The sequence below is a fragment of the Microcoleus sp. AT9b-C3 genome, assembly GCF_036705485.1.
Classification (GTDB): domain Bacteria; phylum Cyanobacteriota; class Cyanobacteriia; order Cyanobacteriales; family Microcoleaceae; genus Microcoleus.
Window position 1 is genome coordinate 135,460 of the sequence record NZ_JAUBUR010000008.1, and the last position, 12,789, is coordinate 148,248.

Genomic DNA, 12,789 nt, shown 5'->3' on the forward strand with positions numbered 1-12,789 from the left:
TACTGTGAGTTAGTTCGATCGAGCTAATTTATTATACCACAAGTATACTACAACCTGCCACTGCTGCTGTTAGCTGAAATTTTAGCACTAATATGACTATTCAAAAATTTGTTGTCACCGCCGACCAAATGCGGCAAATAGAAACGAGAATCTTTGCTGCTGGAATGCCAGTCGCAGCTTTAATGGAAAAAGTCGCGGGACTGATTGCTAGACGCATTCAGGAGCTTTTGAAGGGGGAAGGAAGAAGGAAGAGGGAAGAAGGAAGAGGGAAGAAGGAAGAGGGAAGAAGGGAGACGGGAGAAGAGCAAGATATTGTTAATTCTCAATTGCCAGTTATCGGGGTATTGGTTGGGCCCGGACACAACGGTGGCGATGCTTTGGTTGTGGCTCGCGAATTGCACTTTCAAGGGTTCCAAGTAGTTATTTACTGCCCGTTTTCTAAACTAAAAGAACTAACAAAAAATCACGCTGATTATGCGCGTTATTTAAATCTTCCATTTGTTGACAAAATTGAACCGCTGAAAAATTGCGATTTGCTCGTAGATGGTTTATTTGGATTTGGATTAGAACGAGAAATTAATAACGCCACGACCGCAGCTATTGACGAAATAAATAATTTAAATATACCTATTTTAAGTATAGATATTCCATCGGGAATTCATACAGATACCGGCGAAGTTTTGGGAACGGCAATCCGGGCAAAACATACATTATGTTTGGGTTTGTGGAAAATGGCATTTCTGCAAGACAGAGCGTTAGAATATATCGGCAGTTCCGAATTAATTGATTTTGATATTCCGGCAGCAGATATTGCAGCAATATTGGGCGAAACGCCAGCAATACAACGCATTACAACAGCCTCGGCAACTCAGCATTTGCCCTTACCCCGATCGCCCATTTCGCACAAATACACTAACGGTAACATACTAATTATTGCAGGTTCCCGCCGCTACAGCGGAGCCGCAATTTTGGCAGCATTGGGAGCAAGAGCCAGCGGCATCGGAATGCTGTCAATTGCTGTTCCTGAGTCGATTAAACCGATGTTGAGCAGTCAGTTGCCCGAGGCATTAGTTATAGGATGTCCCGAAACCCAAAGCGGTGCAATTAGCGAGTTGCCAGTAGCAATTGATTTGAGCTCTTATGATGCGATCGCCGCAGGGCCAGGTCTGACATTGGAAGCGGCAATAGCTGTAGAATCTGTACTGGAGAGCGATCGACCTCTGGTTTTAGATGCTGACGGTTTAAATATCCTCGCTCAACTCGGCACAGTCCCGATTTTGTCCGAACGCTCAGCACTGACAATTATCACGCCTCACCCTGGCGAATTCAAGCGTTTATTTCCCGAATTAGCCGACGAAACAGGCGAGGATCGAATTGCCGCAAGTCAAGCTGCGGCTCAGCTTTGTGGTGCAACGGTATTGCTCAAAGGAGCCAGAGTTTGCATAAGTTGGAAGGAGGAGGGGGATTCCCTAGGGGATAGCTGCGCTTCACGTACCATCACCTACCTCAATCCCGAAAGCACCCCAGCCCTCGCCAGAGGCGGCAGCGGCGACGTTCTCACAGGCTTGTTAGGGGGACTATTAGCAAGTGCGATCGCCCGCAAATCCCCCCCCCAATCAGTTGCAGCAACAGCAGCTTGGTGGCACGCTCAAGCCGGAATCATGGCGGCCAAAGAACGGACGGAATTAGGAGTAGATGCCTTTACTTTGACACAGTATTTAATTCCAGCTTTGCGAGAATTTGCTTAGTAAACAATCAACAGTAGTTGGTAGGGTGCGCACCGCGCACCTTTGTATTTTGTAGTAGGGTGCGCACCGCGCACCTTACCCGTTGGTTTGTAGTGACAAGGAAAGTCCTCATCAAAATATTACAACTTGCATTCCTTACGACAAACCAACGGGTAACTCAAACGAGTGACACTCACATGAGTGACACTCCAAAAAGTGACTGTGCATCCACAAATCCCACCAGTTATACCTGAAATATCAAAGACGAAAACTTAAATCTTGAGAGGAACCACATTATGTACACCGAAGAAAGAAGCTTGAACAATGAAACTATGGCTATTGTCGCCGATACTACTGCTCAATCAAGTCTGGCATTTGCTGAAACCACGGGAGTAAACAAACCCACTTTACAAATGGGTTCAACAGGTCAAGCTGTCAAGGAACTACAACAACTTCTATATCATTGGGCATATTATTTCGGTCCGATGGACGGTATCTTCGGTGTGCAAGTTCAAAACGCGGTCAAAGGCTATCAACACCGCGTCTTTTTAAAAGAAGATGGGATTGTCGGCCCTATCACTTGGGAAGCACTATACTCTGGTGCACCTGTGAATATGCCGATCGTCATGAAGGGCAGTTCTGGTAATGCTGTTAAAATTGTTCAGAATGTCTTGAAAATCAATGGATACTATTTCGGCTTTATTGACGGATTATTCGGGACGATGACAGATGTAGCAGTGCGACAATTGCAACTGAGCAAGGCTTTACCGCAAGATGGAATTGTCGGCTATAGAACTTGGCACGCCCTCAGCAAATTACCGCACTAATGACTGGCTGGATTCACTTTCAGTGTTCGCCAAAAATCGGTAGATAAATTAGGGATTTAGGCTTTGCCTAAGTCCCTAATTCTCGTTAAGGGGAAGACTGCGCGCGGGAAGGGCGATCGCAAATTCTGTTAACGTTCCCGGAAATAAAAATATTATTAAATTTGCCGTGTTTTTTGGTTAGTGTATCTTCGGAAATTGGGAGTCAGAATCCGGTTTATTTCTCTTCTGATTTAGTTGTAAATAGTTGCACTGAGAAACTTATGATTATTCCGATATTTACCTAACAAGACTTACCGATGGGAGGCTTATTCCCGGTTTCTACGAAAAATTCCAGGTTTATTAACGAGAAATCTAGGAATCAACCGGGTTTTTAAGCCAAGCGCGCACAAGTCACGAACTAGCCTTTGATGAACTTTTCTAATTTTTGAGCCATCTTCTCGACAATTCCCTCCGAAGTATCTCCCGCCGATGATTCAGCTTCAATACGCTTGACCGCATCCTCTGAAAGATTCAGCAACTGCACTAATTTTTGATAAGCTGCGGCTTCTTCAGCGTTAATTTTGGGTTCATCGGGAGTGCGAGAACTAGATGAAATCACTTCATAGCCGAGTTGCAAGACTAATTCTTTTTCATCTTGAGTTTCTAGTTGGCCGATCAACTCGTCTAGGGGGATATTTTGCATGATGTAATCCCGCAGTTCTTGTTGCATTTGTTGTCCGTCGGTATCTGGGGCAAACAAACTACAAAAGCGATCGAGCATTAAATTAACTTCTTCTGTCGCCAGTTCGCCGTCAGCCCAGGCCATAGAAGCAACAATTCTCAGCAGATTCATCTGGCGGGGCGTAATTGATGGAGGAGGGGGGGTTTGCATAATCAAAATGGGTAATTGGTAATTGGGAATGGGTAATTGGTAATTGGGAATTGAACTTGATTCCTTCTTGTCTTTTCTTTCCGGTTCCCCTTCATTTATGTCACAATTTTGATAGAGGAACTCCCAGCCATCCAGTAAAGTTTTGTTTCTGAAGAGCGGTGGGCTGTTCCACCGGCACGATCGAGTAGCGACCAGGCCGGGGCGGCGCGAGAGTCACACGACAAGTCCGCAGTTCGTCTTGGTGAAAAACTGTCACCTCTATTGTGTCCCCCGGTTGATAATCTTTAAGCCTCTCGCCCACTTGTTCTGAATTTACCCGAAAACCTTCGATCGCCAGCAACTCGTCCCCAGCGTCAATTCCCGCCAATTGTGCCGGAGAGCCTATTTCGACAAATTTAACCATTTCCCGCCCGTTTTCGGCTCCCAACGTCCAACCGATGCGAGGGTTTCGGTCAGTTTCCTCTACCCAAATTTGCAGCCCGAAAGGTTCGAGATATTTGTTGTAAGGCAACTCTTCTGTGCCGTCTATATAGCGCGCGAAAAAGTCGCTCAAATCGATGCCGGCTACGGACTCGATCGCACTTTGCAACTCTTCGGGAGTAAAGCCTATTTCTGCTGGCAGCGAAGGAGAATTTAACTCTCCGTTTGATGTCAAATGCGCCGACTTGCCTTCTGTTTCCGACTTCAGGTCAAAATCGCCATTTTCAGTCGAATTAGCATTGCCAAACTGCTGCCACATTAAACGCATCACATCGTCGAGCGATCGCTCGTTGCCGTGTCTAGCTCGAATCAACAAATCAAGCAAAAACGAAACAACTTCCCCTTTCAAATAATAGGAAATCTGCGAATTATCGCTGTTAGCATCCCGGCGATAAAGTTTAATCCAAGCATCCCAGCTCGACTCGCTCAGAGGCTGCACGCTCCGCCCCGGAGTCGTCTGCAAGCGAGTAATTTCCTTAGCCATACCTTGGAAAAAACCTTTCACGCTGTAGAGACCAGCTCGAAAAGGAATCACCAAATCGTAATAGCTAGTAGTGCCTTCAGAAAACCATAAAGAAGGAGTATAATTCTCTTTTTCGTAGTCAAATACTTCGAGAGCTTTCGGTCGAATGCGCTTGACATTCCACAGGTGAAAAAACTCGTGAGCTACTAACTGAATAAAGCGTTCATACTTTTCCTTAGCCCGAAAACCAAAACGCGGATAGTTGAGAGTACAACTTTCCTTGTGTTCCAAACCGCCAAAACCAGAGCCCGACAAATGCAGGAAAAACACATAGCGTTCGTAAGGCAAACCGCCAAACATTTTTGCCTCGACTTCGATCACTTTTTGGATGTCTCGAATCGTGCTATCGGGATCTAAATTGCCTTTTCCCCAAACGACTAGCTGGTGGGGTTTTCCCATCACTTCAAACTCGTACACTTCGTGATAGCCAATCTCAAAAGGACTGTCTACGAGAGTGTCAAAATCCGCAGCAGCGAAAGTAAGATTTTGACCAGAAACAGGTGGCAAAGTCGTAACCGTGCGCCATTCTGGCTGCGGTGGAACAACAGTCACGGTGTAACAGTTGCGCTCAAAACCGGGCAAGAAAAAGCACAAAGCCGCCGGATTGAAATAACCGTGAGTCGAGTCTAAATGATTGGTTCGCACTGTCAGTTCGTTGGCAAAAATACGGTAGCGAACCGTGACATCTGACACCGAATCGGTCTCGATTTGCCAGTGATTTTTGCTGATCTTGCGCCAAGGTAAAGCTCGATCGCCCGCCTGGGAGCTAAAATCTTGCAGGTGGCGGGCGTACTCTCTAACCAAGTAAGAACCGGGAGTCCAAACAGGCATTTTTAAATCCAGAACCGCCTCCGACCAACCTTGCACGCGCAAAGTTACTTCAAAGAGGTGGGATTCAGGATTGGGCATCGCCACCGAATATTGAATTGTCGGTGCTGTTAGTTGCCCCTGACTGTTGCCGGCAGCCGACGAAGTATCCAAACAAGTAACATCAGTCATTGACTTGCCAAATTAATCAAGTGCTTGAGGTTGATCAAATGGATAGTTTGGTGGTCTGGATCGATATTGATCCACCCTTTACTATCGAGTTTTTCCATAATTTTGCTGGTTTCATCTAGGGTGATATCTGTCACATCAGCTAAGTCTTCATAAGGAATATTGAAGATATCTTTGCCCTCAGCAGTTTTCTGACCGTAGTTTTCTGCCAGCTCGACTAAAGTATTTGCTAGTTTAACTGCTGGCTGGCGGTTTCGGAGTTGATAGCGGTGATTGGTTTGGCGAAGTCGCCGCACCATCAGTTGCAGCATCCGGTGGTGCAATTGCGGGTCTTTAAACAGGGTTTGGATAAATCGCTGAGCTGTGACGCTGAGAAGTCGCACGGGCGATAGAGCAAGTACGTCATTCGATCGGGGAGATTCGTCCAGAATGGCCATTTCGCCGAAGAACGCACCCCGTCCTAAAATAGCCATTGATACAGCTCGATCGTTTGACAAGCGCCGAACTTTTACCCAGCCAGACACGACAAAGTAAATCGCGTTGCCCCAAGAATCCTCCATCACCACAGCTCGGCCCGGGGGATACTCATGCTTGACGGCATTTGATAGTAGCCCTCCCAAGGTTTCTGGGTTAGCACCCTTAAATAGAGGGAATAGCTCACTGAAAGCTTCTGTCTTCATGCAAACTCGCGGAGGTGGGAAATATGATTAGGCGACACCCAACAGCTAGGGAACGATCGATGTTTGGGAACACAAACAATCCGTTGCTCCTTTAATTGATGATAAGGGTGCAGAGGCCCGGTTCACGTAAAATTGGCAGATTCTTTAATCTTAAACGGGTTTACAAGCCTGCCACTGCCTGTTGAACTTTACCCAACAGAGGTTCTATGTATTCCGGCCAGCCGATGGCGATTGACTGGGTGTGGGCCAGAGTTTCCGGCTCGATCGCATCTTTAGTCCACCTCAGCGGTTGACCTTGCAAGTCGCAACACACCAATCCGGCTGCTTTTGCTAAAGCCAGAGGACCGGCGGTATCCCACACTTTAACTCTGCCGTTGAGATACAGGTACAAACCAGCTCGACCGAAGATAACTTCCATCACTTTTAAGCCAAAGCTGCCCAGCGAGTAAAATTCTGCTCCGGGGATGCTTTGGGCGATCGCCCGGGCGTAGTTTTTCTGGTCTTTGTCTCCGAGAACAATTTTACAATTTTCCGCTGTCAAAGCCGGGGGTTTGCACAGCGCGATCGGTTGCGGCGCTTGGGTTCCCAGACTTTGGAACAATCCCCAATCTTTGCCTCCAAAATACATTTGGTCAAAAGCTGGCGCGTAGAGCCAGCCGGCCACCGGTTCTCCTTCCAGCAGCAGCCCCACCATCGAAGCGTAGTGCAGTTTTCCCCGAATAAATTCTTCAGTCCCGTCGAGGGGATCGATGCACCAGAGGCGCTGGTAATTGGCCCGGTAAGCTGCTCTGGAGGTGGCGTTTTCCTCGGTGATCCTGCCGTCTTCAGGAAACAAAGCGCTAAATGCTGCCGATAGTTGTCGGTCTAGGTATTGATCGATACTCGTCACATAGTCGTTGGGCCCTTTCTCGGAAACTTCAAAAGGTTTGGCTGCTAGCTTGTAAGCTTCTTGACCGCACTCGCGCATGGTGTAGCGAATTTTTTGATCTTGCTCTGGAGAAATATACATGAGGTTAAACATAAATTCTTTAGCTAACTTCAGCATAAAAGCTTAAGTCCTTGCAATCGATCGGCGCGTTTCACTGTTTTTTATTCGTACAGGATTTGCGCGCGGGTGTCGAGAAACCCGGTTTCCTAACCATCAGTGCCGTTGCGATACCAGCCCCAGACAAGATTCGTGGAACTCAAAAAAAATTAGACATGAGGGAGAACCCCCCAGATTTACCAGATTTATCTGTAGAGTCAAATCTAAAATCTAAAATCTAAAATCTAAAATTGATCGCTCGAACCAGCACGTTCAAAAGCAGACGATAGAATCTTCTGAGGTAGATAATTTGTGGCAGCACCAGCAGAATTATAAGGAGAATAGTTTGAAATACCATTTGGCATTAGGTCGGAAAATAGACCTAGATGGAATTGACCGCGATGCAAAACTCGGCAAATGCCCTCGCCACCTCCTGCGAACCCTCAGAGACCGCTTAAATGCCACCGTTCATGCCCCGGATGGCGAAGGGATATCGTTGAGTGACAAGCTGCGATCAAAAATTTCTTCTAAACCCGAACATTGGGCCGCCGCGCGTAAATTGTCCAAGCAAGTCAGCAGCGACGACCTGATATTTTGTACGGGCGAGGACATAGGGATTCCAGTGGCGGCGGTGTGTGGCCAATTGCCCCAGCGCCCGAAAATTGTAGTATTTTTCCACAATATCGATCGGCCTCGCGGCCGGGTCGCCCTGAAACTATTCGGTTTGGCTGAAAAAATTGACCTATTCATGGTCAACGCCCGCCCTCAAGCAAACTTCATCCGCAGCTATTTAGCTATACCTGAATCGCGCATTTTAGTGCTTCTAGAACAGACAGACACCCAATTTTTCACACCTGGTCCCGTTTCTGGCGAGAAAAAGCGGCAAACAGTTGTTAGCGTCGGATTAGAAAAGCGCGACTACCGACTCTTAGCTGCAGCAACTGCTGACTTAGATGTTGACGTAAAAATTAGCGGTTTTTCTAAAGATGCCAAGGCTTTATCGAAAGCTTTCCCCGATACTATGCCAGAAAATATGTCCTGCAAATTCTACGACTGGCCAGAGTTACTGCAGCTTTACCGCGATGCAGACGTAATTGCAGTTTGTTTGGTGGACAATAAATATGCTGCGGGAGTGCAGGCTTTACTGGAAGCAATGGCCTGCAAGCGGCCCGTCGCCATTACTCGGACTCAAGGTATGGTCGATTATTTAGCTGCCCCAGATATTGCTAAAGTGGTAAATGTGGGAGATGCGGCAGGTTTGCGGGAGGCGATCGTCCATTTACTAAAAAGTCCTCAAGAAGCTGAATCTCAATCGCAGCGGGGCTACGAAATGGTTGTGAACCAGCACAGCAGCGAACGTTATGTCGATGTTTTAGCCCAGAAGTTGCGATCGCTTTAATAAAAATGTAGGGTGCGCCGAGGCGCACCATAACTCACGCCCGGAGGATGCACAATCCACACTTTACTGCTATAAATAAAAAGCCAAACTCTTTATTACTTAAGTCATATTTAAAAAGTAATGAATTATGAGTTGCAGTTACTAATTAAATTTTACAGCAGTTAAATACCTACTAAATAAACCGGGTTTTAAAAAGATAATCGAAAGCCTTAAGGAAGTATTTTCGTTCATCAAACCCGGTTTCTGTGCCTAAAACTGTTTCACTCAAAACTCACAAATTAAAACTATTAAGATTCCCGTCCACTCGCCCACTTATCCCGCCATTTCACAGTCCCTTCCGAAACTAAAACCCAGCGGCGACAAACCAGATTTTCTCGCAGCGGCGACAGTCCTTCCCGTAGCAGCGCATACTTATAAGAAATCAACTTCCCCGCACTTTCATTAAAAGGAATTTCCCCAAACCAAGTATTAGTATTGATATACTCTAAGGGGTAGCCCTTACTAATATCCCAATTCCCCAATTCAGGACAATCTCCAATCACCACAATTTTTTCCCCAGGCTGAGTTCTAACGCTGTTAAGCTGAGCCCGCACAATAGTTTTCGCCTTAACTCGCTCTCCGACGCGGCTAAAAATCATTACTTCCCGCGCACCCAGCTCTAAATTGTACAGCATCCCATCTTTAACTTCAAACTTACGGCGCGATAAAACCTCCGTATGCTCTCCATCAGGCAGCTCAGTATCAACCTCTTTAACTGTAACAGCATTGCCACGATTCATCGCTACAAACACCACCGAATCGCGATAGCGGCGCACGTAACAATAAACATCAGGAGTTAGATATTTTTGCCACTGACTCCCCATCGAAATAGCTGGATTCAGCCGCCGCAATCCCGACAGTAATCGCACAGCTCGGTAAATCGGCGAATCAGTATCCCAATTTTCCATCATCGGGCGGTTGTAGGGGTCATTTCCCCCATCTGTATCATCATGCAGATACTGTTCGGTGCCGTAATAAATGCAGGGAATGCCGCGAGTCGTCATAATTAAACCGATCGCCAACAGCAGCATTTCTGGATCGGGATTCAACGACTGAAACCGCGGCATATCGTGGTTGTCAATAAAAGTAATCAACTCCGTCGCCCCGTAGTAGCGGTGATCCAAATTCAGGACATCTTGGATTAACTTAAATCCTGCGTCGGCACCTTTCCCCAATACTTCTCGAATTGCCACGCACAGACCAAAATCTAAAATAGTCATCCCCGACTCGTTGACAAATTCCACAGAACGATCGTTTCGAGGATCGCTGTAAATCCATTCACCAAAAATGAAAACATCAGGTCTGTGCGCTAAAATGTCAGCATTAAATTCCTGCCAAAACCAAATAGGCATATGCTTGACTGTATCAACGCGCAAAGCATCAACACCTCTGTCCAGCCATTGTTTAATTGCTGACTTAATGTAATTCCGGTAGGCAATATTGTTTTCGTTGAAAGTTGCTAAACCCGACAATTCGCAGTTTTGGACTTGCCATTCATCTTCCCAGTTTGTGACTTCGCCGTAGTGGTGATACCAGTTATCTTCATCGTCGTTAAAGTCAGCTATTTTTACGCCGTCGTCGTAGAGTTCCCCTTTTTTACCGCTAAAATCTGGGTTGCTATGATTGCAAACAATATCCAGTACGAGTTTCATATTTCGCTGGTGCAACTCGTGTACTAATTTGTCAAATAGCGTATCTTTACTTTCTTGTGTTTGGTTAATAGAAGGATTGTCGCCTGTGGCAATGAAGCGGGGATTTAGTCGCTTGAAATCTTTAGTCCAGTAGCCGTGAATTGCAGCTTGTTCGACAAATAATGCTTCAACTTGCTCGAACAGTGGCGTCAGCCAAACTGCGGTAACACCCATATCTTTTAAATAGTCGAGCTTGTCGATAACTCCCTGCAAGTCGCCGCCCCAATATCTGCCCCAATCTTTGCCTTCTGGATCGTACAGTTCTGGGTTTGGTCCTTCATTATTTGTGGGGTCGCCGTCGTAAAAGCGATCGACTACAATAAAATAAATTGTTTCTTGTCGGAATTCAATGTCTCTGGTGTAAAGGAATTCTAAATCGAGTTCGCTTTCTGGCTTAACTTCTTCTACCAGAGACTCAATTTTGTCTTCTGGTTCGCTAACTTCGTATTGAGAGGAAGTTTGATTGGGAGTGACTGATGTCATGAGATGTATTTTTTTATATTGTAAGATTGGTCAGTTATGCGGAGCTAGAGTCGGAGATAGCTTTCCCCTCTGACTGACTTTTACAGCATGATACGGAATTTACTGGTTTAATGAAATCTTCCTTTAGAGAGAGGGCAGGCTCATCCTTAAGCATTAGATGGGTGAGAATTAATATTTAGCGTCATTCTCAATCAAAGAGGCAGAGACTCAAAAACCTGCGCTACCCGGCTCAGCCTGGTAGCGAGAACATGTAGAGTAATTGGGCGATCGCACTTTTTCCCTTCCTTTCATTCCTCCCGCAAGTTTTGGATATCTTCAACGCTCAAACCAGTAGTTTGACTAATGGTTTGATTGTCAAGGAAATTGAGAAGTTGCCTAGCAATTTCTAGAGCCTTTTCTCTCATTCCTAGGGCGAGTCCTTCTTCTCTACCTTCTTCTCGCCCTTCTGCGATGCCTTGTTCTCTGCCTTGTGCGATTCCTTTTTCAATTCCCTTGAGCAAGACACCCTGCTGATCGAGAATAAACATTTCGCGTTCTTCTAAATCTGCCAACTCCTCTGGATTCAAATTAGTTTCATTAGCAATAGCAAAAGCTTGCTGTATTTCCGATACTGTTTCCATTGTTGACGGCACTATTTCCAAGCTGGGAGCATTTTTCATAAAATAAATCCACTTGTCAGTCAAAGTTTCTAACTCATCCAATTGTTTATTGAATTTTGGCAATTCTATAAAAATCAGTTCAATTTCGGGATCGACATAATCAAATAAACGCTTTTTCTCCTTGAAGACAAAGTGAGAAATTACTTCTTGGTCATTGTCAAACATTTCAAAATCTGTAATTGTCAAAGCAATTACAGGTTTTAACTTAAAGTAACCTTGACCGCGAATCAGTTGAGTTGAGTAAGTTTTCGCAGCATTGTAAACCACCCGTTTCGCAAAAGATGCTACATTTAAAACTTGCATTTCGATAATTACAGTTGCGCCTCCTGCCAGCCTGGCTTTGACATCCAGGTAAGAGTCTTTGAGATACGGAACTCTCGATGCTAAATACGGGTCGATAATTTCTAGGTCGGCGATGGTGGGGTTGCCATCATAAATCATGGCATTGAGAAAGCTGATTAAAATTGGTTTGCTTTCGTTGGAGCCGAATATTTTTTTGAATGCAAAATCGGTTTTGGGGTTAATGAATGTCATGGCCAATCTCTTTTAAAATGACTTACCTATTATTTTAACCCAGTGGGAAAATCGGTTAGGCCTGTTGGAATTAAGAGCTATATCGCGTGTTCCGCAACTCTCCGGGGTGGGCGAGTTGCGGAACACGCGATATGGGATGCTCTATCCAAGCTTGAGCCGGGGAATCCATCAACCATTCACCTTTGCTCTATCTTCTATTCTGTCAAATCGACTTGTCGAATCTCTTCTAGCGTCAGATCCAAACATTGTGCGATTTGCTCGTCGCTCAATCCTATTGCTTGCAAGCGTTGGATCGCCTCCATTTTCGCCTGCAGCTTTCCCCGCAAAAACTCAGGCGACTCTTCCTGTGATGTGCAGATATTCAGCGATCCGATTACATGATTATGAGCGAAATGATGACCAGTAATGACGCCACCAGTAACGTTGCTAATCCTCGACTTGCGAATCAGTGCCGATCGCAAATTTAACTTATTAACCTCTTCTCCAAAAGCATCAGAGAACAACTGCCATAGCTCGTAGCCCACATCTTTAGCATAACCCTCCGTACCATTCAGCGATCGGGCAATATCGCCGTACTTTTGCCGCTTCAAAACGCCCTCAATCACCCCAACTTGCATATCATCTAAATGCTTGCCAGTTTTCGCAAAGACCACTTCATCCGCAAAAGCCAGTGCTTCCTTAACATTCATCAGCTTTCCTCACGAACTCGCAATAATAAAATTATAACCCTCTAGATCCGACTATTTTCGCCTTAAATACAAAAACCGTTGAATAGCTCTTAAAATTTTCTGCCTTATCCGACTTTATTCGACTTTATTCGACTATACAAATGAATTTGTAAGTTCTATCATTGTGA

Annotated in this window: 10 protein-coding genes; 3 read left to right on the top strand and 7 right to left on the bottom strand. The window is 45.5% G+C overall.

Annotated features, from left to right (window positions below):
* Positions 1–92: 92 nt before the first annotated feature.
* Entirely contained in the window at positions 93–1,748 is a 1,656-nt protein-coding gene (locus QUB77_RS10115; protein WP_333171926.1) for an NAD(P)H-hydrate dehydratase, read from the top strand.
* Positions 1,749–2,023: 275 nt separating this feature from the next.
* Complete coding sequence (locus tag QUB77_RS10120; protein ID WP_333171928.1) at positions 2,024–2,554, top strand: peptidoglycan-binding protein; 531 nt, start codon at positions 2,024–2,026, stop codon at positions 2,552–2,554.
* A 397-nt stretch (positions 2,555–2,951) separates the two neighbouring features.
* Here the strand turns inward: QUB77_RS10120 and QUB77_RS10125 are convergent, their stop codons facing one another.
* The 4 genes from QUB77_RS10125 to QUB77_RS10140 form a co-directional block, all read right to left on the bottom strand.
* Positions 2,952–3,425, bottom strand: coding sequence for a TerB family tellurite resistance protein (locus tag QUB77_RS10125; RefSeq protein ID WP_333171931.1), 474 nt, complete (start codon positions 3,423–3,425; stop codon positions 2,952–2,954).
* A 100-nt stretch (positions 3,426–3,525) separates the two neighbouring features.
* The gene (locus tag QUB77_RS10130) at positions 3,526–5,427 is read right to left on the bottom strand and encodes a M61 family metallopeptidase (RefSeq protein WP_333171933.1); all 1,902 of its coding nucleotides are present in this window, start codon (positions 5,425–5,427) and stop codon (positions 3,526–3,528) included.
* On the bottom strand, positions 5,424–6,104 hold the full coding sequence (locus tag QUB77_RS10135) for a Crp/Fnr family transcriptional regulator (protein WP_333171935.1): 681 nt from the start codon (positions 6,102–6,104) through the stop codon (positions 5,424–5,426). Before QUB77_RS10135 ends, QUB77_RS10130 begins: the two co-directional genes overlap by 4 nt.
* A 160-nt stretch (positions 6,105–6,264) precedes the next feature.
* The gene (locus tag QUB77_RS10140; RefSeq protein WP_333171937.1) at positions 6,265–7,149 is read right to left on the bottom strand and encodes an inositol monophosphatase family protein; all 885 of its coding nucleotides are present in this window, start codon (positions 7,147–7,149) and stop codon (positions 6,265–6,267) included.
* 325 nt (positions 7,150–7,474) lie between these two features.
* On the opposite strand from QUB77_RS10140, the gene QUB77_RS10145 reads away from it, so the two are divergent.
* Entirely contained in the window at positions 7,475–8,527 is a 1,053-nt protein-coding gene (locus QUB77_RS10145) for a glycosyltransferase (protein WP_333171939.1), read from the top strand.
* A gap of 287 nt (positions 8,528–8,814) precedes the next feature.
* Here QUB77_RS10145 and QUB77_RS10150 read toward each other — a convergent pair whose 3' ends face one another.
* From QUB77_RS10150 to QUB77_RS10160, 3 genes are all read right to left on the bottom strand, one after another.
* The gene (locus QUB77_RS10150; protein WP_333171941.1) at positions 8,815–10,740 is read right to left on the bottom strand and encodes an alpha-amylase family glycosyl hydrolase; all 1,926 of its coding nucleotides are present in this window, start codon (positions 10,738–10,740) and stop codon (positions 8,815–8,817) included.
* Positions 10,741–11,027: 287 nt separating this feature from the next.
* Positions 11,028–11,933 (bottom strand): Rpn family recombination-promoting nuclease/putative transposase, encoded by a 906-nt coding sequence (locus QUB77_RS10155; protein ID WP_333171942.1) that lies wholly within the window; start codon positions 11,931–11,933, stop codon positions 11,028–11,030.
* Positions 11,934–12,127: 194 nt separating this feature from the next.
* Entirely contained in the window at positions 12,128–12,622 is a 495-nt protein-coding gene (locus tag QUB77_RS10160) for a hypothetical protein (RefSeq protein ID WP_333171943.1), read from the bottom strand.
* Positions 12,623–12,789: the final 167 nt, after the last annotated feature.